Source organism: Brevundimonas sp. A19_0 (genome assembly GCF_017744255.1).
GTDB lineage: Bacteria > Pseudomonadota > Alphaproteobacteria > Caulobacterales > Caulobacteraceae > Brevundimonas.
Genome location: NZ_JAGHQP010000007.1, coordinates 38,794 through 59,972, shown reverse-complemented (window position 1 = coordinate 59,972; position 21,179 = coordinate 38,794). Strand labels below are relative to the sequence as shown.

Genomic DNA, 21,179 nt, shown 5'->3' with positions numbered 1-21,179 from the left:
GTTGGCCCGCTCGGCGTCAATGAAAATCCCGCGAGCCCGGCAGCAGACGGACGTTTCTGGGGTGAGACCGTGGGGGCGGCAGCTGCGGGCGGCTGACGACGTCGGCCCGGGCCAGTTCGACGGTGGGAGTGTGGTCCTCGGCCAGGGTCAGCAGTGCGTCTGACCGGTCGAACACGCGACGGGCCACGATGTGCACCACCCCCTCGGGGCTTTTCTCGACATCCCCCTCGACGATCATCAGGCGGGCGGACATGACCTCGCGCCGGAACTGCTCGAACAGGCGGGCCCACAGGACGACATTGGTCACCCCCGTTTCGTCCTCCAGGGTCACGAAGATGGCATTGCCGTTGCCCGGGCGCTGGCGGATCAGCACGACGCCGGCCACCCGCACGCGCGACCCGCTGCGTCGCCCCTCGGCGGCCTTGCAACTGATCACCCTGTCCGGGGCAAGGGCCGGTCGGAGCAACTGCATGGGATGCGCCTTCAGCGACAGGCGCGTGGTCTGGTAATCGGCGGCCACATGCTCGCCCAGCGGCATCAGCGGCAGGCGGGCGTCGGGCTCCTCTGCCAGTTCGCTGGCGCCCCGGCGCCGGGCCTCGGCCGCCGCGAACAGGGGCAGGGGAGAGGCGTCGGGCAGACGCCGTATGGCCCACAGGGCCTCGCGCCGGTCCAGCCCCAGGGAGCGGAAGGCATCGGCATTGGCCAGCTTCTGCAGGGCCGCGCCCGGCAAGCGGGCCCGCACCGCCAGATCCTCGATGTCCTTGAAGGCGGCTTCCTGACGTGCGGCGGCCAGGTCGTGGCCCCAGACCTCCTTGAAGCCGGAGATCTGGCGCAGGCCCAGCCGCAGGGCGGGGCCTGATCCGGTGGGCTCCAGGGTGTTGTCCCAGTGGCTGTGCCCGATATCGATCGGCCGCACCTCCACCCCGCCGATCTCATTGGCCTCGCGGACAATCTGGGCCGGGGCATAGAAGCCCATGGGCTGACTGTTGAGCAGGGCGCAGGCGAAGGCTGCCGGATAGCGGCACTTCACGAAGGCGGACACATAGACCAGCCGTGCAAAGGACACGGCATGGCTTTCCGGAAAGCCGTAGGAGCCGAACCCCTTGATCTGGTTGAAGCAGCGTGTCGCAAACTCGGGCTCATAGCCCCGGGCAATCATGTTCGAGACCATCAGCTCCTCATACTGTTCCAGGTCTCCGTCGCCCCGGAAGGTGCCCATGGCCTTGCGCAGGCCGTTCGCCTGTTCGGGCGTGAAGCGCGCGGCCACCATGGCGATCTTCATCGCCTGTTCTTGAAACAGCGGCACGCCGAGGGTCTTGCCGACGATCTGTTCCAGCTCGTCCTGCGGATGACCCGGACCCGGGCGGGGATATTCGACCGCCTCTAGCCCGGACCGCCGGCGCAGATAGGGGTGCACCATGTCCCCCTGGATCGGACCGGGGCGAACAATGGCGACCTGGATGGCCAGATCATAGAAGGTCCGCGGCTTCAGCCGGGGCAGCATGTTGATCTGGGCGCGGCTCTCGACCTGGAAGACCCCGATCGAATGGCCCCGCTGAAGCATGGCATAGACGTCGGCCTGTTCGTTTTCGATCGTGGGCAAAGCGTAGGAAACGCCGTGGTGGGCATGGATCAGGTCGAAGGCCTTGCGGATGCAGGTCAGCATGCCGAGCGCGAGGATGTCGACCTTCATCAGGCCCAGTTCGTCGACGTCGTCCTTGTCCCATTCGATAAAGGTCCGGTCCGGCATGGCGGCGTTGTGCACCGGCACGATTTCATCCAGTCGCCCGCGCGTCAGGATGAACCCGCCGACGTGCTGGCTGAGATGCCGCGGAAAGTTCAGCAGGCGCGACGCCAGACCCACCGCCTGGGCGATCACCGGGTTGGAGGCCTCCAGCCCTGCCTGTTCGATGTGGGCCGGGGTTATGTCCCGGCCCCAGCTGCCCCAGTGGGTTCCGGCCAGACGCGCGGTCACATCCTCGGTCAGGCCCAGCACCTTGCCGACCTCGCGGATCGCACTGCGGGGACGGAAATGGATGACCGTCGCCACAATCCCCGCGCGGTGCCGTCCATAGTCTTCATAAAGGTACTGGATGATCTCCTCGCGCCGCTCATGCTCGAAATCGACGTCGATGTCGGGCGGCTCGCCCCGGCTGGAGGACAGGAACCGCTCGAACAGCAGGTCGTGCTGGGCCGGGTCGACGCTGGTGATGCCCAGCACATAGCAGACGGCGGAGTTGGCGGCCGAGCCGCGGCCCTGACACAGGATACCCTTGTCCTCCGCGCGCTGGACGATGCGATGAATGGTCAGGAAGTAGGGGGCGTATCCGGCCGTCTCGATGAAGGCCAGTTCCTTGGAGAGGGTCTCGCGGACCTTGTCCGGTACGCCGTCCGGATAGCGCATGTCGGCGCTGCGCCAGGTCAGCTGTTCCAGCCACGCCTGCGGGGTCTTGCCCGGTGGCGTCGTCTCGTGCGGGTATTCGTAGCGCAGGTCGCGTTTCAGGTCGAAATCCACCCGCGACAGGACCTCAAGGGACTCGGCCACGGCGTCCGGCGCGTCCTGGAACAGCCGCCGCATCTCGACCGTCGGCTTGGGATAGCGTTCGGCATTGGCCAGCAGGCGCCGCCCGGCCTTTTCCAGGGTGGTGCCTTCGCGGATACAGCTCAACACATCCTGAAGGTCCCGCTGCAGCGGGTGGTGATAGAGCACGTCGTTGACGGCCAGCAGGGGAACCTCCGCCTGCTGTGCGAGGGTTTTGAGCCGTGCCAGCCGGCGCCGGTCATCGCCCCGTCGCAGCATGGAGGCGGCCAGCCACACAGCTCCGGGCGCGGCCTCCGTCAGCCGGCCCAGCGTCTCTGCCAGACCAATCAGACGCTCCGGGGGCATGACGATCAGAAGCAGGTCCGCAGGATCGGCCAGAAGATCGGGGAGCCCGATCTCGCAATCGCCCTTCCTCGCCCGTCGATTGCCGAGGGTCAGCAGGCGGGTCAGTCGGCCCCAGCCGGTCCGGTTCTCCGGATAAACCACGATGTCCGGTGTGCCGTCGTTGAAGACCAGTCGTGCCCCCACTACCAGTTTGAAGGCCCGGGCCCTGTTCCGGACCTCTTCCGAGAGGGATGGGTCGATGGTGTCGTCCTGCTCTGTCAGCACCTCTCCGGGGCCGGACCCTTCGCGTCGCATATCCGGAGGCAGCAGGCCGTGCTCCCGCAGCGAGCGGAGGGCGCTCCAGGCCCGGACCACCCCCGCCACAGTATTGCGGTCCGCCAGCCCCATGCCGGCGTGCCCCTGCAGAACCCCCGCCGCCACCAGATGTTTGGGCGAGGAGGCACCGTGCAGAAACGAGAAATTGCTGGTGCCAGCCAGCTCGGCATAGCCTCCAGCTTCCGGCATCGCATGAGGATCGACGGTCATGCGAAAAGCCCGTGGATGAACCAGCGCGGCGGGCTGTCCTCGCCGTAAGCCCCCTGCCGGAACAGCCAGAAACGATGCCCTTGGGTATCCTCCACCCGGTAATAGTCCCGCGTCTTCTGCCCGGGGGCGCGCCACCATTCTCCGGCGATCCGCTCGGGGCCCTCGGCGCGCGCCACATTGTGAACCTGTCGCCGCCAGCGAAAGCGGAACGGGTGTCCATCCGGGGCCTCGGCCATGGTCTCGACCGGCTGTGGGGGATTGAACAGGTGCAGGGGGCGAAGGGGCGGGTCTTCCGGATCGCGGTCGCTCGGGCTCTCGACCGGCGTCGGGGTGCCACGCGCGCTGATCCAGCCGGCCGAGCGCTCGGGAATATGCGAGCCGTGGGGCTGGAAGCGCAGTACGGCCTCGGGCCCCAGGCGGGCCACCAGCTGATCGACCAGTTCGTCCAGCCGGACCGAGGCGTCGGGCGCGTCCTCCAGGCTCGACTGGAGGGGCATCAGGGCCTCGACCTGCCGGACGACCATACGGATCTGGTCGAAGCCGAAACCGGGGTCCAGCGGATGGTCCAGATGAGCCAGGCGTTCCCGGTACAGGCGCGCGACCGAGGACACATTGCGCGTGGCCCGGGCGACGCTCAGGCCGATGCGCCGGATCTTTCCGTCCGTGCGATAGAAGATGGCCTCGAAGACCCGCCCGCCCAGCCGGGCTTCTTCCAGCCGCGCCGTGGTTTCCTGCAACAGGTCCGCCAGAACGGCCTGGACGTCTGCATCCAAACTGATCGGGTCGAAGAACAGGCGGTCCGCATAAACCGGCGGCGGGGGTCGGTGCGGCGTGATGCGGATGTCCTCATCGCCCAGAATGCGCGCCAGCCGCGCGGGAAAATCGGCCCCGAACCGCGCCGCCAGACTGGCCCGGGGGCGATCATCCAGATCGGCCAGACGTTTCAGGCCCGCCCGCCGCAGGGCCAGATCATCCCGCTCGTCCAGCTCCAGGGCCCGCACCGACAGGCGCCGCAGGACGGGGCGTTCCGCTCCGCACGGCAGGATCCCGCCGCGGCCAAACCGGGCCAGGGCCCGTGCGGCCTGCGGGGTGGAGGTCAGGGCACAGCGATGGTGAAGGCCCGCCCGGGCCAGCCGATCCTGCACGGCCTTCATCAAGCCGGCCTCGCCCCCGAACAGATGGGCGCATCCCGTCACATCCAGGATCAGCCCGTGAGGGGGATCGAGGGCGATCATCGGGGAGAACCGGTCAAAGTCGATCAGCAGTTCGCCCAGCAGGCGGTCGTCTGCGTCCGGCCTGGCCGGAACCGCCCGGACCGCAGGGACGCGGGCGCGCGCATCGGCCAGGGTCAGGCCGGGCTCCAGCCCCTGACGGGCCGCATCAGGCGATACGGCGCTCAGGCGCAAGGCGCCCTTGACCTTTTCCACCAGCACAAGCGGGGGTTCAGGACTTTCCGGGGCGGTGTCAGCCTGTTCGGCGCAGGCCGGTCGGGCCTGCAACCGGTCGCTGGGCAGCCAGGGCAGCCAGACGGCCAGATACCGGCGCCGGTTCAACAAATGACCGGGCTTCACGGTCCCACTCCATGGTCCAGGTTCGAAGGGGTGCCCCCCGGCGATGGCGCAGAAGGGTGGCGGAAAAGGCGGGTCGGCCGGGCGCTCCGGCCATGAGGGGGGTTGAGGCGGCGGATTGTATCGACCATCGGCTCTCGGCCGGGCTGGCCCGGGGCGCGGCCGCTGCCCGCGACAGAAAAAGTCGCTTGTTTCCGGTGCGGGCCAGCAGGCCCAGCCGCCGTCCGGCCGTGAGGTTCAGCGCCCGATCCTCGCCCCAGGCGCTCAGCAGGACAGCCTCGACCCCCGGGGTGCGGAGGGCATCCTCGCCGACCCCCAGTAGGGTCGCGATATTCCGGGCCCGGACCAGCAACAGGTCCTGGGGCTGGATGCCCATCTCCTGCAATCCGGCGCCGTGCGGACGCCCGGTCTCCATCCCCGTGAGGTCATGGACCACCCACACCAGACCCGCGCCGGGCCGCCCGGACAGCATGACGCCCAGGGCGAAACCATGGGTGCTGACGGCATCGGCACCGCTGAGGGCGTAAAACTCATGCACCCCCGGCGTGCTGAGCGCGCCCAGAGGGGTTCCGGCCCGGGAACAGGCGGGATCTCCGGATAACTGGGCGGACAGGGGAAGGGGCATGAGGCTTTATGTTCGTGTTTTGTTCTCCTAAATTCCCCGGCGCTTCCAAGGAGTCAAGCGGACTCACGATCAGGCTGTGCACAGCCGCAGGGAAGAGGGTGTCAGCCTTGGGCGGCGGCGTGCAGACGCGCATAAACCTCGGCAGCCGTGATGCCCACGATCTGGGGATCGGAGGACTGGCCGTCCTCGATCAGGTCCAGCAACAGCCGCAGAACACCGGCCCGGTCCAAATCCTGACCCCCGGCGAACTGTTCGATGCGGGTCTTCAGGTCCGGTGTCGGCTCGATCGAGGCCGCATTGGCGCCCGAAGCCTCCGGAAAGGCCATGACCTCGGCCGCCGGCCGGGGCTCGGGCAGGTCGAACCGCAGCGGTTCGGCGTGGAGGATTTTCTGGGGGGTCTCGCGCAGTTTGGCGCAGCGACGGCACCGTTCGGCCCCGTGGCGCTCCGACCAGTAAAAGTCGTGGCGGCACAAAATAGCGTTAAGTGGCGCCAACATCTCCATCCCCCTGATTCGTCAAGTCGATAAGCGCTCGAATTAGGAATTTGTCAACAATTTTATCCCCCGGCCATCCCACTGGCGCGCCCGGAGGCAAGTGTGCTTAGGCTGGCGTATGATGCGTCGCCTCCTCCCCTGTCTGATCCTGACCCTCGCCGTCGCCGGGTGCAGTGGCGTGCGGACCGTGGCTGACGGGCTGGGGGATGCGGTCACGGCGCCGCTCGAGGATGTGGGCGTCAAGCGCGAGCGCATTCCCACGGTGCTGCTGCAGGCCCAGGCCAATCCCTATGACATGCGCAATCTGGATCGCTGCTCGACCATCGGGGCGGAGATTGGCCGTCTGGACGAAGCGCTGGGCCCGGACCTCGACGAACCGCCCGCACCCGACGGGCGGACCCTGGGCGATCAGGCGGTCGATGCCGCCGCCGAGGCCGCCCTCGACGTCATCCGCGACACGGCGACGGATTTCATCCCGGCCCGGGGCTGGGTCCGGGCCCTGTCCGGTGCCGATCGGCACAGCCGCGAGGTCCAGGCCGCCATCGAGGCGGGACGGTTGCGACGGGCCTTTCTGAAAGGGCAGGGGATGCGGTTCAACTGCGCACCACCGGCCGCCCCTCGCTGGTTCCAGCCGCGTCGCCGCTGATTTCGGAACTCCCCGCCCTCCGCCCGGTTGTCTTCATGACACCCAACAAGGAGAGCCCCATGCCCCATCAGAACGTCCAGTCCGGCACCGCCACGGCCCAGAACGCCGCCACCGACCCCCGTCAGCCCAATGACCGGGCGGTCGAGGAAAACGCCGCGGTCCATCCCGAACCGTCGCGCTATGCTGCCCCCGATGTGAAGGACGCGACGGTCGCGCCCCCCGCTGCCGGCGAAATGGCCGACTATATGGACGAGGGCGACGACTTGGATGGCGAGGAGGTCCACATGGGCCGGACCCGCAACAACGTCGCGGCCCACAGCCGCTCTGACGACCACGGCCCCAAGACCCAGGCCGCCATCGACCGCCAGCACAACGGCGGCTGACCTCAGGCTTTGGTGTGGCGGGCGTGGAAATCGCGGCGGAAGGCCTCGAACCGGCCCGCCGCGATCGCCTCGCGCATAGCCGCCGTCAGGGCCTGATAGAAGGCCATGTTGTGCCAGGTCAGCAGCACCTTGCCTAGAATCTCGTCCGCGCGGATCAGGTGATGCAGATAAGCCTTTGAATAGATGGATGAGGCCGGGCAATCGAGCGTCGCATCCAGCGGATCCTGGTCCTCGGCGAAGCGCGCGTTCTTGAGGTTCAGCGGCCCGTCCCAGGTCCAGGCCTGACCATGGCGTCCGGCGCGGGTCGGCAGGACGCAATCGAACATATCGACCCCGCGCGCGACGGCCTCGACCAGATCGACGGGCTTGCCCACACCCATCAGATACCGCGGCCGGTCGGCGGGCAGCATGTCGGGCGCATAGTCCAGCACCTCGCACATGGCCTCATGCCCCTCGCCGACGGCCAGACCGCCGATGGCATAGCCATCAAAGCCGATCTCCTGCATCTGTTCGGAGGACTGGCGGCGCAGGTCCTCAAAGGTCGAGCCCTGCTGGATGCCGAACAGGGCCTGGGTCTCGCGCGTACCGAAGGCAGCCTTGGACCTGGCGCCCCAGCGGATCGATAGCTCCATGGCGGCCTGGGCGGCGGGGCGTTCCGCCGGCCAGCTGACGCACTGGTCAAGCTGCATCGAGATGTCGGCGCCCAGCCGGTCGGCCTGAATCTGGATCGACCGCTCGGGGGTCAGCACATGTTTCGAGCCATCGATATGACTGGAGAAGGTCACCGCCTCCTCGGTCAATTTCGAGATGCCCGACAGGGACATGACTTGGAACCCGCCGGAGTCGGTCAGGATCGGCTTTTCCCAATTCATGAACCGGTGCAGCCCGCCCAGTCGCTCCATGCGCTCGGGCCCGGGGCGCAGCATCAGGTGATAGGTATTGCCCAGCAGGATGTCGGCGCCGGTCTGGGCCACCTGATCGACCGTCAGGGCCTTGACCGTCGCGGCCGTGCCGACCGGCATGAAGGCCGGGGTGCGGATGTCTCCCCGGGGCGTACGCAGGACCCCGGTCCGGGCGCGGCCGTCGGTGGCGGAAATGTCGAAGGGGAAGGGCAAGGCGGCGGCCACTCAGTCTGGCGAAACGGGAGGGGCATTTAGGCGCAAAGCGGCCTGATGGCCATATCAGAGGACCTGTGTCGGGCGCTGCGTCCGGCCTCGCCATCATCCCGTCCCATTGCGGCGGTGCAATATGGGCGAACCCGTCAGTTGCCGCAGTGGATTGCCGATGAAGTTCCCGACCCTTGCCGTTTCCGTTCTTGCCCTGGCCCTCACTGCCTGCGGAGCCCCGGACGACACCCGCGCCCAGGACAGTGTGTTCGAGCCCCCGGCCGAGCGGGCGGTGCCGCGCGATGCGGCCGAGGTGAAGGCCAGCTTCGCCCCGGTCGTGCGGGCGACGGCCCCGGCGGTGGTCAATATCTCGGCCCGCGGTGTCCAGACCTATCGCGATCCCTTCTGGGGCCAGTTCCGGCAACAGCCCACCGGTTCCGTCGGGTCGGGCGTCATCGTGCGCGCCGACGGCATTGTCGTGACCAACAACCACGTCATTCAGGGCATGGACGAAATCACCGTCGGCCTGAATGACCGCCGACAGTTTGCGGCCAAGGTGCTTCTGGCGGACGAGCGCTCGGACATCGCCGTCCTGCAGCTCCAGAATGTCGAGGAGCCGCTGCCGGTCCTGCGGATCGACACGGGCGAGGATCAGCAGATCGGCGATCTGGTGCTGGCGATCGGCAACCCCTTCGGGGTCGGCCAGACGGTGACCAATGGCATCATCTCGGCCCTCAACCGCACCGAGACCGGCATTTCGGACTCGGGCTCCTTCATCCAGACCGATGCGGCGATCAATCCGGGCAATTCCGGCGGGGCGCTTGTCGACATGGATGGTGACCTGATCGGCATTAACACCGCCATCTTTTCGCGCTCGGGCTCGTCCTCGGGCGTCGGTTTTGCCGTGCCCGCCACCATGGTCCAGCGCGTGGTCGATGCGGCGCTGGACGGCGAGACCAGTGTCGTCCGGCCCTGGCTGGGCGTAAAGGGGGAGCCGCTGACGGCGGAAGAGGCCACGCGCATGGGCCTGGACCGTCCGCGCGGGCTGAAGGTCACCGACCTGTTCGCCAATGGCCCGGCCGCGCGTGCGGGTATTCAGGCCGGGGATGTGATCCTGTCCGTCGGGGGCAATGAGATCAACGACCAGGGCGGTCTGAACTTCCGCGTCGGCACCCGCGCTCCGGGCGACACTGTGGCGGTTACCCTCCTGCGGGACGGGCGCGAGCAGCGTGTGAATGCGCGGGTTCAGCCCCTGCCGGGTGAGATCAATCTGGACGCCGCCGTCGTGATCCGTGAGGGTGCGCTGGCTGGCGCCCAGGTGCTGGCCCTCAACCCCGCCATCGCCGACCGCCTGCTGGGCGACCCGTTTGCCGAGGGGGTTATCGTCGGGGGGCTGACCCGTAACTCGATCGCAGCCCGGCAAGGCTTCCGCCGCGGCGACATCATCGTGTCGATCAGTGGCCGCCCGGTGTCCTCAGCCGATCAGCTGGCGGGACTTTCCCGTGGCACCCAGGTCGTCATTGAGCGTGGCGGTCAGCGCCTGAACGGGACCATGCGCTGACCGGGGCTCAGTCCCTGATCGGCGCCCCGATCGACCAGGTGTGGCCGAAGGGGTCCGTCAGCCGGCCATAGCGATCACCCCAGAACTGGTCGGCCAGGGGCATCACCGGAATCCCGCCGGCCACGATGGCGCGGTTCCACCATTCGTCGGCGTCATCGACCTGCAGGTGCAGGGCCACGCCGACGGGCTTGATATCGGCCTCTCCGCCGTACTCCGGAAATTCGTCCGAGAGCATGATCAGGCTGCCGTTGATCGTGAGCCGGCTTTGCAGCAGCCGCTCGCCGTCGTCGGCCAGGTTCCGCGCTACTTCCTCGGCCCCGAAAGCGGCGCGATAGAATTCCACCGCCGCCTGTCCGCCCCGCGACGGGATAGTCAGATAGGGGATCAGTCCGATCGGAGTAGGCGGGGCGGTCTCGGCCATGAGATGTCCTTTGTCGCGGCGGTGTCCGGCCCCTACATAGGCCCATGAGCGATCTTTTCGAAGCCTCGGGTATCCATCCCCCTGATGCGCCCCTGGCCGACCGCCTGCGTCCGACCACCCTCGACCAGGTGGTGGGCCAGGATCATTTGCTGGGCGAGGGCGGGCCGATCCGCCGCATGGTCGACAGCGGACGCCTAGGCTCCATGATCCTGTGGGGTCCGCCCGGCACAGGCAAGACCACCATCGCCCGCCTTCTCGCGGCAGCGGCGGGCTATCAGTACCAGCAGATCAGTGCCGTCTTCTCCGGAGTCGCCGATCTGAAGAAGGCGTTCGAGGCGGCCCGCGCGCGCCGGGCTGCGGGCCAGTCGACCCTGCTGTTCGTGGACGAAATCCACCGCTTCAACCGCGCCCAGCAGGACGGATTCCTGCCCTTCGTGGAGGAGGGGATCGTCACCCTGGTCGGGGCGACGACCGAGAACCCGTCCTTCGAGCTGAACGGCGCCCTGCTGTCCCGCTCACAGGTGTTCGTGCTGAAACGGCTGGATGATGACGCACTCGATCAACTGTTGACGCGTGCAGAGCGGGAAGAGGGCAAGCCCCTGCCGCTCACGCCGGAAGCGCGGCAGGCCCTGCTGGCATTGGCCGACGGGGACGGGCGATACCTGCTGACCATGTCCGAGGTGCTGTTCGGCCTGCCCGGTGAGGCCCCGCTGGACGTACAGGCCCTGGCCGGCACGCTGCAGAAGCGGGCGCCCGCTTACGACAAGAGCAGAGAAGAGCACTATAACCTCATATCTGCCCTGCATAAATCGGTTCGAGGCTCGGACCCCGATGCGGCGCTCTACTGGCTGGCGCGCATGCTGAACGGGGGCGAGGATCCGCTCTATCTGGCGCGCCGGATCGTCCGCATGGCCGTCGAGGACATCGGCGAGGCTGACCCGCTGTCCCTGCTGGTCGCCAATGCGGCCAAGGACACCTACGACTTCCTCGGCAGTCCCGAGGGGGAACTGGCGCTGGCGCAGGCCGTGGTGCATCTGGCGACCGCGCCCAAGTCCGTCGGCGTCTATGAGGCCTACAAGGCCGCGGCGCGCGCCGCGCGCGAGACCGGCAGCCTGATGCCGCCCGCCCACATCCGGAACGCCCCGACGAAGCTCATGAAATCGCTGGGCTACGGCAAGGGCTATCAGTACGATCCCGACACGCCCGAGGGGTTCTCCGGCGCCAACTACTTCCCCGACGAGATGGAGCGCCGCGTCTTCTACAAGCCGAAAGGCGAGGGTCACGAGGCCAAGGTCAAGGACCGGCTCGATCGCTGGGCGGCCCTCCGGGATCAGATGAAGGGCGGTTAGGCCTCCCCCTCCGAAAGCGTTGCCGTTTTCAGAGATCGGCGTAACCTCACCTGCGTCAACCTTGGGAGGGGAGAGACATGAACGCGATGACGGTGAGGACGCCCTGGCACCTGTGGGCCGTGGGCGCGGTGGCGCTGCTGTGGAACAGCTTTGGCGGCTTCGACTACATAATGACCCAGACGCAGAATGCGGGCTATCTGGCCCAGTTCACGGAAGAGCAGCGAGCCTATTTCGAAAGCTTCCCGATGTGGATGGAGGCGGTCTGGGCCATCGGCGTCTGGGGCGGTGTGCTGGCCTCTGTCCTGCTTCTGCTTCGCAGTAAATGGGCCTTCCCCGCCTTTCTGGCTTCGCTGATCGCCTTCGCCATCAGCGTCGTCTACGGCCAGATGTCAGGCGCGGGCGATATCATGGGCCCCACGGGCATGATCTTCAGCGCCGTGATCTTCCTGCTGGGCCTCGGCTTCGTGATGTACAGCCGGATGATGGCCCGCAAGGGCGTCCTGCGCTGATCTGAGGGCTGATCGGGCGCGGACCTCGGCGCGGATTTTGCTTGTCGCGGGTCACGGAGGTGAGCCGATGATCGCTGCGATGAACAGTTCTGCCTGGCTGACCGGGCTTGCTGCCCCCATGCCCGCCGCCGCGAGCGGCCGGATCACCAGTGCGGGTGACGGGCGACAGGTCGCCCCTCATGCGATTGATGGGAGCAGAGGCCCGGCCAGTCGGGGGGCCTCGACCCGCTCTGCGGTTGTGGCGGGTCCGTCGACGACACTGGTGCAGGAGCGTCCGCCCCACGCGTCGCCGGCGACCAGCGTCGCAATTCCCACCTCGAGCCTGATGATTCTTCAGGGAGAATCGTCAACGCCGTTCCGGGCCCTGGTCAACGGTGTCGCGTCCGCCGAGGCCTATGCGGTCACGCTGCCGGCCGAGGTCGAGGTGGTGCACCGGCCCGCGGCGCAGATCCGACAGGTGACCGGCGTGGGCTATTTTACCGAGGTCGGCGACACGGCCTCGCAGCGCGCCTCCACGGTCGCCCGCGTCGACGAGCTGAAAGCCCTGGCGCGGATCGAAACCGACCTGGCCGCCGGGTTCGGCGAGCCGGTAAAACTTGCCTGGGACGACGTTGCCGGCGAGCATGTGATTCTGCGTCCGGGCGACGAGGGTTACGACCGGGTGATGGGGGCCAGGGATCTGCTGGGTCGTCTGGGTCGTGACCTGAAGACGCTGCAGCTCTTCACGCCGGAGGAGATTGAGCGGTTGAGCGCCTGACAGCCCGCCGTTCGCGGGGTATGCACCCTCGGTGAGTTTCCAGCCGCCCGTCACCCTGTCCGATGAGGAAATCGCCGCCGTCCGGGCGTCGGTGGTGTTTGAGGACGCCCATGTGCTGGTGCTGGACAAGCCGGCGGGCCTGTCCAGCCAGGGCGGGCGCATCAAGGCCCATACGCTGGACGACCTGTTGTGGGCCTTTGCCCGCTCGAACGGCAAGCGGCCGCATCTGGTGCATCGGCTGGACCGCGACACATCGGGCGTCATCCTGGCGGCGAAGACCAAGCCGGCGGCCGGCTTCCTCGGCAAGGCGATCCAGAACAGGAAGCTGACCAAGACCTATCTGGCGCTGGTCGAGACGCCGCCGCCGCAGGACCGGGGCGTCATCCGCCGGGCCCTGTTGCGCCAAGAAATCGGCCGCGAGAGCTATATGCGGGCTGTGCCCGATGACACGCCCGGCGCCCAGCCGTCCGAGAGCCGCTATCGCGCGCTGGCGCGGAACGATCAGGCGGCGCTGGTCGAGCTGGAGCCGCATACCGGGCGGATGCACCAGCTGCGGGTGCACATGGCCGATCTGGGCAGTCCGCTGGTCGGCGACGTCCGCTATGGCGGAACGCTGACGCTGGGCGGAGCGAGGGCCGAACGGCTCATGCTGCATGCGGCCCGCCTGCGCTTCCCGCACCCTGAGGGGGGACTGCGGGATGTCGCAGCGCCCCTGCCGGACGACTTCTGTCGGGCCATGGCTGCGGCCGGCCTGTCCCTTCCGGAACGAAGCGCGGAAACAGGCGCTGTTTCCGGACAGAGTGGAGGAGACATCCGATGACGTTCACCCGTTTTATCCGGCCGGCGGCTGTGGCGATGGCCGGCGCGTCTGTGCTGGCGCTGGGCGCCTGCGCCAGTCTCGCCCCCTACGGCCCCCAGGGCGGTCCGGGTGGCCAAGGCTATGCCGAGACGGCGATCGAGACCAACCGGTACCGCGTGACCTACAACGGCGTAGGCGACCCCGCACCCGTGGCGGACTACGCCCTGCTGCGCGCCGCCGAGCTGACGCTTGAGCGCGGTTTCGACTGGTTCGAGGTCACCCAGCGCTGGACGGATGGCCGGCTGGATCCGCGGGGCGGCGTACGTCCGACCGTGTCGATCGGCGCGGGTTCAAGCCGCTACGGCGGCTATTCCAGCTCGGGTGTCGGCGTCGGTGTGGGCCTGAACCTGACCGGCCCGGGCGCCACCTCCACCACGCTCGAGGTCGTCATGGGGCAGGGGCAAAAGCCGGATCGGCCGAGCGCCTATGACGCCCGCGAAGTGACCCGCGCCCTGGGCGGGTACTAGAGCCTAGCGACCCCGCGTCAGGGCCCGGTATTCGACCAGGCGCTCCTTGTCGCGGCGCACCTGGTCGGCAACGGCATTGTCGACGTCCAGCGACGCGTACCGCACCCAGCTTTCGGCACCCAGCTTGTCCTGGATGGCCCCGACCGGGGTCTGCCAGCGGAAGTAGGACAGGACGCTGATCGCCACGCCGACGATCACCGCCAGGGCCTGCAGGCCGCGGAAGGCGGTGGCATCGATGGGCGGGGGCTGCTGGGCAAAGATGACCAGCCAGACGATCAGGATCAGCGGGGTCACGATACGCGACACCCAGCGCGTCCAGTAGCGCTCGCGCCGGACCCGCCACAGCTCCATCTGGACGTACTTCTCCAGATACTCCATGCGGGCGCCGATCCACATGGTGAGGCGGGTCAGGTAGAGCGCGCGCTGCCCCCAGCCCTTGCCGTCCATCTGGTATTGGGTTTCGGCCTGGTCGGCCATGGCGCGGGCAGAGGTGAACAGGTTCTGCAGCTCGCGGGTCTGCTGCACGATCTCGCGTGACAGCTGGTAGGAGTCATTCTCCAGCCGGAAGCGGTACTGGATGAACAGGATGGCCTGCAGCACCCAGTAGACGCCGAGCGTCAGCACCATGCCGCCGGCCGCCAGCCCCAGACCGATGGGGCGCGATCCTGTCCATTCAGCGAACCAGGTCGGTCCCAGCGTCGCCATGAGGGTCAGGGCCACAAGCGCCAGCGCCTGGGTGATCCGCTTGACGCCGACGTGCACCATCAGGGCTGCAAAGACGCCCCGGCCATAGTCGTGGATATGGCTGCGCAGCGGCATGTCGACCGGGAAGCGCTCATTGATCTGGCGGGTGAAGAGCACGTGGAAGCGGTCGGGCTTTCCGTCCTTTTCCCAGAACGGAAAAATGTCCAGCGCCTGATTGTAGTATTCGTCGATGTGAGCCGACACCATGGCCAGCTCATCCGGGTCATGGGAGAAATAGGCGCTGTCCTGGATCGGTTTCAGGATGCCATCGGCGGTACGCATGTGCGCGTCGCGGCGCGGCGGCCGGGGCGAGGGAGCCTCCCGATTTTCGACGTCCGCGGCCCCGGGCGGGGGCGCGTTCGGGGCCGGATGCGGCGCAGGAGCCGGGGTATGGGCCGGGGTCTCGGCGACCGGACCGGTCATCGGCGCAGGCTCGGAGCCCAGAGGCGGTGGCGGCGGCGTATGGTCGGTCATGGTCGAAACAGCCCAGCTTTACTGACCGGTCAGTATCGCAGATCACGCCCTCCGGCCACCGGCGTTCTCCCGACGCACGAAACCGGTGCGCCTGAATTAACCATCGTCGGGGAGGGGCTGTTCCGGCAAGTGAAGTTTTGGACAGTCAAACCAGCGGCCAGCGCGCCATGGCCGCGGCGGCCACCACCAGCAGGATCAGAAGCCCCGTTTCCAGAAGCAGGCAGCGCAGCACGCCGGCCCTCTGCGCGGCGGTCGGCTGGAACTCGGGATTGGCGCGTGCCGCCTTCGCCCAGCGCATGAAGGCCACGGTTGGCAGGATGGAAATCAGTCCGATCGCCGCGAACAGGCCCATCTTGGTCCAGAAGGCCGGGTTGTCGCGGTAGAAGGCCCAGCCCTTCGCGCCCCAGAGCACACGGGTCACGCCGACCACGATGACCAGCACGGCCGTGATTCCATAGCCTGCATCCAGCCGCACCAGGCGGCGGACATCGATCACCGGCGCCCGCATGAGCGCCAGCTCCATGGCCAGCATGATCGCCAGGCCGAACACCAGCACATGGTGCAGTGCCGCCATTCCAAAGTCGTGCATGAGCCCCCGCCCTTCGCTTCCCCGTTCCAAGGCTATATAGCCCACCCCATGATTCGTTTCATGCTCGTCGCGGCCGGAGGATCCCTCGGGGCCATGGCCCGGTACGGGGTCGGAACCGTGTTGCAGCGCTGGATGCCGACGGCTGCATGGCCCTGGCCGACCTTTGGCGTGAACGTCGCCGGGGGCCTGCTGATGGGGCTGCTGGCGGGATGGCTGGCGCAGCGGGGCGGGGCGCACGCCGACACATGGCGTCTGCTGGTCGGTGTGGGCGTTCTGGGCGGGTTCACCACCTTCTCGGCCTTTTCGCTGGAGGTGGCCCTGATGATTGAGCGGCGCCAGCTCGCCCTTGCAGCGTTGTATGCGGTGGGTTCGTTCGTTCTGTCTGTCGGGACCCTGTTCGTGGGGCTCTGGATCATGCGCCGTATGGCGGGAGGCGTGCTGTGAGCCGCGAAGTGAAGACCCTGCCTGTCGCCGCCGAGGAAGACGGCATCCGCCTGGACCGCTGGATCCGCCGGCGCTGGCCGCATGTCTCGCACATCCAGGTCCAGAAGCTGGCCCGGTCGGGACAGATCCGCGTCGACGGCTCGCGCGCCCGACCGGAGGACCGGCTGGCGGCCGGGTCGATGATCCGCGTCCCGCCGATCCCCGAGCAGAAGGAAAAGGTGCCGGGCGAGCGCAAGGCGCTGAACCCGCGCGATGCGGCCTATGCGCGCTCGCTGGTGATCTTTGAGGACGAGCTGGTCATCGTGCTGAACAAGCCGCACGGTCTGGCGGTGCAGGGCGGTACCAAGACCTCGCGCCACGTCGATGGCCTGCTGTCCGCCTGGGGCGAGGGGATGGAGCGCCCCCGTCTGGTCCACCGGCTGGACCGCGACACCACGGGCGTGCTGCTGCTCGGCAAGGGACCCGAGGCGGCCAAGCGGCTGGCCGGCGCCTTTGCCCGGCGTCAGGCCAAGAAGACCTACTGGGCCCTGGTCGCGGGGACGCCCAAGCCGGCCTCCGGACGGATCGAGCTGCCCCTGAAGAAGACCGGCATCAATGACTTCGAGATGATGCGGCCGGCCGACATCAAGGAGCATGGGGCGGAAACGGCAGAGACGGCCTTTGCGACGGTGTCGCGCGCCGGACAGAAGGTGGCGTGGATGGCCCTGCGCCCGTTCACGGGTCGCACCCATCAGCTGCGGGCGCACATGAAGGCGATCGGCCACCCGATCCTCGGCGATCCCAAATACGGCGACGAGACCTCTGCGGCGCTGTCCGGCGGGCTGAAGCTGCAACTGCATGCCCGCCGCATCGAGCTGGACCACCCGGGCGGAGGCAAGCTGATCGTCGAGGCACCCCTGAGCCCCGAGATGAAGGCCGGCTTCGAGAATTTCGGCTTCGTGGAGGACGAGTCCGATCACGACCCGTTCGCGGGTGTGCGGCGCTAGATGCTGGCGGTCTTCGACATCGACGGCACCCTGGTCGACAGTCGGGCGACGATCCTGAGCGCGACCCGGACCGCGGCGCGGGCCATGGGCCTGCCCGAGCCCGACTATGAGTTTGTGCGGGGCGGGGTCGGCCTGTCCCTGACCGAGGCCATGGCCCGCCTTGCGCCCGATCTGGGGCCGGAGGACGTTGACCGCTACACCGACCACTACAAGGCGGCCTTCGTCGCCATGCATGCCGAGCCGGGGTTCGAGGAGCCGCTTTATCCGGGGGCCATGGACCTGCTGGCGGACCTGAAGCGGCGAGGCTGGCGCCTTTCGCTGGCGACTGGTCAGTCGCGGCGTGGCGTCGCGCGCAATCTGGCGCGGGCAGGGTGGGCCGACCTGTTTCTGTCCAGCCACTGCGCCGAGGACGGTCCCGGCAAGCCCGATCCCGCCATGCTGCACGCCGCCATTGCTGCCTGCAGCGCGCGCGGCGAGCAGACCATCATGATCGGCGATACGAGCCATGACATGCGCATGGCCCGCAATGCCGGAGTGCAGGCCCAGGGCGTAGCCTGGGGCTTCCACACCGAGGCCGAACAGGTCGAGGCCGGCGCCCATCACGTGGCCACGACCTTCGACGACCTGGCCCGCCAGCTGGACACCTTTGCCGCCCGACAGAGGGAGACGACATGAGCCATATCCCGCCACTGGACCCCAATGTCGCTGCCGCCAAAGGCTTTCGCGAGCCCGGTGACCGGCCGAAACGCTTCTGGAAGGCCGCCGGTGTGGCCGCAGTCGAGGGCGGCCACGCCGTTCAGCTGGACGGTCGCACGCCGAAGACGCCGGCGGGCCGCCCGCTGGTCCTGCCGACGGCCGAGGCTGCGGCGCGGGTTGCCGCGGAGTGGGATCGCCAGATCGAGGTGATCGAGCCCGCCACCATGCCGGCCACCCGTCTGGCCTCAACGGCCCTGGATGCGGTCAGTGCCGCCCGCGGGGCCGTGGCGGACGAGATCGCCGCCTATGCCGGCTCGGACCTGATCTGCTACCCGGCCGAGGCGCCTGCCAGCCTGCGGGCGAAACAGGACGCTGAATGGGGCCGCTGGCGCGAATGGGCCGCCGAACACGGTATCCGATTGGAACCCGGCTCGGGCATCGTCCATCGCCCCCAGTCGCCCGAGGCGCTGGCCCGGGTGAAGGCGCTGGCGCTGGAGCTCGACGATTTTGCCCTGACCGGTCTGGCCTCGCTGGTGCCCATGTACGGCTCGGCGGTGCTGGCGCTGGCGGTGCTGAAGGGCGCCCTGACCGGAGATCAGGCCCACGATCTCAGCCGGCTGGACGAGGCGTTTCAGGAAAGCCAGTGGGGGGTCGATGCCGAAGCCGCCGAGCGCACCGCCGCCATGCGCGCCGAGGCCCTCGAGATCGACGCCTGGTTCCGGGCTCTGGGCCTCTGACTAGAAGGCCATCGCGGCCATCCAGACGGCCATGCCGACCATCATGACGTTCTCGGTCAGCGAGACGAAGCCCAGCGGCACGTTCGACCCACCCCCGACGCAGGCGCATTTCAGCTCGCGCTTGTCGATATAGACGGCCTTGAACACCGAGGCCGCGCCGATACCACCGATGAACAGGGCGACCGGCACCGACAGCCACGTCAGCACGCCGGCCAGCATCAGCACACCGGCCAGCAGCTCGGCGAAGGGATAGACGTAGCCGTACGGGACCCAGCGACGGGCCAGCAGGTCGTAGTTGAGGAACATCGACGAAAAGCTCTCGACATCCTGCAGCTTGAGCATGGCCAGCAGACACATGGCGGTGGCGATGAAGTTCGGCAGCACATGCCAGGTGATGCCGCCGGTGGTCAGGGCATCGACGGCCAGGGCGATCAGGGCGGCCACGGCGAAAACGGCGAGGACAGGGATGTAGCTGGTGCTGCCGGGCTCGGCGACCGGCCAGCCGAAATGGCGGCGCAGGTCGTCCCAGCCACCGATCCTCTGGCCGTCTATGAAGGTCTGGGGCGTGGTCTTGACCCCATGCTCGGCCTTGAAGGCGTCGGTCTGCTCGCGCGTGGTGAGGTGGCGGTCATCGACCGTGTAGCCCTTCTGTTTGAGCAACCAGAGCGACTTGAGGCCATAGGGGCAGACATGGCCGGGCATGACCATGCGGTACAGGGTGGCGGTGCGGGGGGATTGGGTCATGACAGGGAAGCGGAGCAGTGGGGCGCGGGTTCCATTTGCCGAGGGGACGGTTTGATCGCGAAATTACCGTCTGAACCGTCTGAAACCCGGGACGGTCTTGAACTCAGACGGTCGAAAACACCGTCTGAATGGTCTGAATGGTCTGAAATCACGCTCGCGTTCTCCGGTGGTTTGGGCAACCGGGCAGTATGGGCGAGGCGCTGACCCGGTCGAGAAGACCGGTACGGGAAAGGGCAGGGCTGTTGAAAGGGCGGGCGAATTCGGGCGCGGCCGTGATGGCGGAGGCGTTCGATCTGGCACGAGGTCCCTTCTCCCCTTGCGGGAGAAGGTGGGCCGCGAGAGCGGCTCGGATGAGGGGTCTCTCAGCCGGATGACGAGGAGTCCACATCGCCCGGCCAATTACGATCAAACCGCAGCGCGACCCCTCATCCGCCCCCTTCTCAGGGGGCACCTTCTCCCGCAAGGGGAGAAGGATCAGGTGGGCGGTGGTATCATCCCCGGAACAGCAGGCTGCCGTCGCCGTAGGAGTAGAACCGGTAGCCGGTCGCGATGGCGTGGGCGTAGGCGGCCTTCATGGTGTCGGTGCCCGCAAAGGCCGAGACCAGCATGAACAGGGTCGACTTCGGCAGGTGGAAATTGGTCATCAGCACATCGACCGCGCGGAAGCGGTAGCCCGGCGTGATGAAGATGGCGGTGTCGCCGTGGAAGGGTCCGATCATGCCGTCCGGGTCGGTGGCGGACTCCAGCAGGCGCAGGGACGTCGTGCCGACACAGATGATGCGGCCGCCGTTGGCGCGCACACGGTTCAGCGCCTCCGCCGTGTCGGCGGCGACCTCTCCCCATTCGCTGTGCATGCGGTGCTCGGCGATGTCGTCGACCTTGACCGGCAGGAAGGTCCCGGCGCCCACGTGCAGGGTGACGGCATGGGTCGAGACGCCCTTCGCCCGGATCGCATCCAGCAGGGCCGGGGTGAAATGCAGGCCCGCGGTGGGCGCCGCGACCGAGCCGTCGTGCTCGGCATAGACGGTCTGGTAGTCCGAGCGGTCGCGGTCGTCCTCGGCGCGCTTTGCGGCGATATAGGGGGGTAACGGCATGACCCCCACCGCGCGGATGGCGTCATCAAGCGCGGGACCGGCCCGGTCGAAGCGCAGGGTGATCAGACCGTCGTCGCCCTTTGAAACCACCGCAGCCTCGAGATGCCCGAAGGCGATGCGGTCACCGGGTTTGATGCGCTTGCCGGGTTTCATGAAGGCGGACCAGACATCGGGCGCATCGCGATGATGCAGCGTGGCCTCGACCGCGACGCTGAGCGCCTCCCCCTCCGGACCGACACGGTGACGGCTGCCGGCCAGACGGGCCGGGATGACCCGGGTGTCGTTGAAGACGAGGGCGTCGCCGGGCCGAAGGAACTCCGGCAGGTCGCGCACGATCCGGTCCTCAAGCCCCCCCTTTCGCACCACCAGCAGCCGGGCGGAATCGCGCGGCTCGACCGGTCGCAGGGCGATCCGGTCCTCGGGAAGGTCAAAGTCAAAATCGGCGGTCTTCATGCGGCGGCGGTTTTGGTCACGGTGGCGCCGTCGGGTCAAGCCGGGACCGTGCAGGGCTTAA

The 21,179-nt window shown here is 68.0% G+C and carries 22 protein-coding genes; 12 read left to right on the top strand and 10 right to left on the bottom strand.

Annotated features, from left to right (window positions below):
- Positions 1-16 precede the first annotated feature (16 nt).
- The 4 genes from J7346_RS08645 to J7346_RS08630 form a co-directional block, all read right to left on the bottom strand.
- Positions 17-3,412 (bottom strand): error-prone DNA polymerase, encoded by a 3,396-nt coding sequence (locus tag J7346_RS08645; protein ID WP_245157745.1) that lies wholly within the window; start codon positions 3,410-3,412, stop codon positions 17-19.
- On the bottom strand, positions 3,409-4,983 hold the full coding sequence (locus tag J7346_RS08640) for a DNA polymerase Y family protein (RefSeq protein ID WP_348521478.1): 1,575 nt from the start codon (positions 4,981-4,983) through the stop codon (positions 3,409-3,411). The genes J7346_RS08645 and J7346_RS08640 overlap by 4 nt, the downstream gene beginning before the upstream one ends.
- On the bottom strand, positions 4,877-5,605 hold the full coding sequence (locus J7346_RS08635) for a hypothetical protein (protein ID WP_209119509.1): 729 nt from the start codon (positions 5,603-5,605) through the stop codon (positions 4,877-4,879). Before J7346_RS08635 ends, J7346_RS08640 begins: the two co-directional genes overlap by 107 nt.
- A 101-nt stretch (positions 5,606-5,706) precedes the next feature.
- Entirely contained in the window at positions 5,707-6,102 is a 396-nt protein-coding gene (locus tag J7346_RS08630) for a hypothetical protein (RefSeq protein WP_209119508.1), read from the bottom strand.
- A gap of 118 nt (positions 6,103-6,220) precedes the next feature.
- On the opposite strand from J7346_RS08630, the gene J7346_RS08625 reads away from it, so the two are divergent.
- Both J7346_RS08625 and J7346_RS08620 read left to right on the top strand, forming a co-directional pair.
- On the top strand, positions 6,221-6,745 hold the full coding sequence (locus J7346_RS08625) for a hypothetical protein (protein WP_209119507.1): 525 nt from the start codon (positions 6,221-6,223) through the stop codon (positions 6,743-6,745).
- 59 nt (positions 6,746-6,804) lie between these two features.
- Complete coding sequence (locus J7346_RS08620; protein WP_209119506.1) at positions 6,805-7,128, top strand: hypothetical protein; 324 nt, start codon at positions 6,805-6,807, stop codon at positions 7,126-7,128.
- Positions 7,129-7,130: 2 nt separating this feature from the next.
- Here J7346_RS08620 and tgt read toward each other — a convergent pair whose 3' ends face one another.
- The gene (gene tgt, locus J7346_RS08615) at positions 7,131-8,243 is read right to left on the bottom strand and encodes a tRNA guanosine(34) transglycosylase Tgt (RefSeq protein WP_209119558.1); all 1,113 of its coding nucleotides are present in this window, start codon (positions 8,241-8,243) and stop codon (positions 7,131-7,133) included.
- Positions 8,244-8,412: 169 nt separating this feature from the next.
- Here tgt and J7346_RS08610 point away from each other — a divergent pair, with 169 nt between their 5' ends.
- A complete protein-coding gene (locus J7346_RS08610; RefSeq protein WP_209119505.1) occupies positions 8,413-9,795 on the top strand; it encodes a trypsin-like peptidase domain-containing protein in 1,383 nt (460 codons plus the stop codon).
- A gap of 7 nt (positions 9,796-9,802) precedes the next feature.
- Here the strand turns inward: J7346_RS08610 and J7346_RS08605 are convergent, their stop codons facing one another.
- Positions 9,803-10,216: a VOC family protein gene (locus tag J7346_RS08605; RefSeq protein ID WP_209119504.1), complete on the bottom strand. Its 414-nt coding sequence runs from the start codon at positions 10,214-10,216 to the stop codon at positions 9,803-9,805.
- A gap of 44 nt (positions 10,217-10,260) precedes the next feature.
- On the opposite strand from J7346_RS08605, the gene J7346_RS08600 reads away from it, so the two are divergent.
- From J7346_RS08600 to J7346_RS08580, 5 genes are all read left to right on the top strand, one after another.
- Positions 10,261-11,565 carry a replication-associated recombination protein A gene (locus J7346_RS08600; RefSeq protein ID WP_209119503.1) on the top strand — a complete coding sequence of 435 codons (1,305 nt, stop codon included), beginning with the start codon at positions 10,261-10,263 and terminating at the stop codon, positions 11,563-11,565.
- A gap of 77 nt (positions 11,566-11,642) precedes the next feature.
- A complete protein-coding gene (locus tag J7346_RS08595) occupies positions 11,643-12,074 on the top strand; it encodes a hypothetical protein (RefSeq protein WP_209119502.1) in 432 nt (143 codons plus the stop codon).
- A gap of 67 nt (positions 12,075-12,141) precedes the next feature.
- Positions 12,142-12,831, top strand: a complete 690-nt coding sequence (locus J7346_RS08590; RefSeq protein ID WP_209119501.1) for a hypothetical protein — start codon at positions 12,142-12,144, stop codon at positions 12,829-12,831.
- A gap of 31 nt (positions 12,832-12,862) precedes the next feature.
- Positions 12,863-13,651, top strand: coding sequence for an RluA family pseudouridine synthase (locus tag J7346_RS08585; protein ID WP_209119500.1), 789 nt, complete (start codon positions 12,863-12,865; stop codon positions 13,649-13,651).
- Positions 13,648-14,157: a hypothetical protein gene (locus J7346_RS08580; RefSeq protein WP_209119499.1), complete on the top strand. Its 510-nt coding sequence runs from the start codon at positions 13,648-13,650 to the stop codon at positions 14,155-14,157. The genes J7346_RS08585 and J7346_RS08580 overlap by 4 nt, the downstream gene beginning before the upstream one ends.
- A 3-nt stretch (positions 14,158-14,160) precedes the next feature.
- On the opposite strand, the gene J7346_RS08575 is transcribed toward J7346_RS08580, so the two are convergent.
- Both J7346_RS08575 and J7346_RS08570 read right to left on the bottom strand, forming a co-directional pair.
- Positions 14,161-15,183, bottom strand: coding sequence for a hypothetical protein (locus J7346_RS08575; RefSeq protein WP_245157744.1), 1,023 nt, complete (start codon positions 15,181-15,183; stop codon positions 14,161-14,163).
- 337 nt (positions 15,184-15,520) lie between these two features.
- Positions 15,521-15,964 (bottom strand): DUF2214 family protein, encoded by a 444-nt coding sequence (locus J7346_RS08570; protein ID WP_209119498.1) that lies wholly within the window; start codon positions 15,962-15,964, stop codon positions 15,521-15,523.
- 48 nt (positions 15,965-16,012) lie between these two features.
- Between J7346_RS08570 and crcB the strand changes: the two genes are divergently transcribed.
- The 4 genes from crcB to J7346_RS08550 are packed head-to-tail and all read left to right on the top strand — an operon-like array spanning position 16,013 to position 18,827.
- Positions 16,013-16,408, top strand: a complete 396-nt coding sequence (gene crcB / locus J7346_RS08565; RefSeq protein ID WP_209119497.1) for a fluoride efflux transporter CrcB — start codon at positions 16,013-16,015, stop codon at positions 16,406-16,408.
- Positions 16,405-17,394 carry an RluA family pseudouridine synthase gene (locus J7346_RS08560; RefSeq protein WP_209119496.1) on the top strand — a complete coding sequence of 330 codons (990 nt, stop codon included), beginning with the start codon at positions 16,405-16,407 and terminating at the stop codon, positions 17,392-17,394. Before crcB ends, J7346_RS08560 begins: the two co-directional genes overlap by 4 nt.
- On the top strand, positions 17,395-18,069 hold the full coding sequence (locus J7346_RS08555) for an HAD-IA family hydrolase (protein WP_209119495.1): 675 nt from the start codon (positions 17,395-17,397) through the stop codon (positions 18,067-18,069). It begins immediately after the preceding gene.
- Positions 18,066-18,827, top strand: a complete 762-nt coding sequence (locus tag J7346_RS08550; protein WP_209119494.1) for an ATP12 family protein — start codon at positions 18,066-18,068, stop codon at positions 18,825-18,827. Before J7346_RS08555 ends, J7346_RS08550 begins: the two co-directional genes overlap by 4 nt.
- On the opposite strand, the gene J7346_RS08545 is transcribed toward J7346_RS08550, so the two are convergent.
- Both J7346_RS08545 and queA read right to left on the bottom strand, forming a co-directional pair.
- Positions 18,828-19,571, bottom strand: a complete 744-nt coding sequence (locus J7346_RS08545) for a glutaredoxin (protein ID WP_209119493.1) — start codon at positions 19,569-19,571, stop codon at positions 18,828-18,830.
- Between the two features lie 491 nt (positions 19,572-20,062).
- Complete coding sequence (gene queA, locus J7346_RS08540; RefSeq protein ID WP_209119492.1) at positions 20,063-21,118, bottom strand: tRNA preQ1(34) S-adenosylmethionine ribosyltransferase-isomerase QueA; 1,056 nt, start codon at positions 21,116-21,118, stop codon at positions 20,063-20,065.
- Positions 21,119-21,179: the final 61 nt, after the last annotated feature.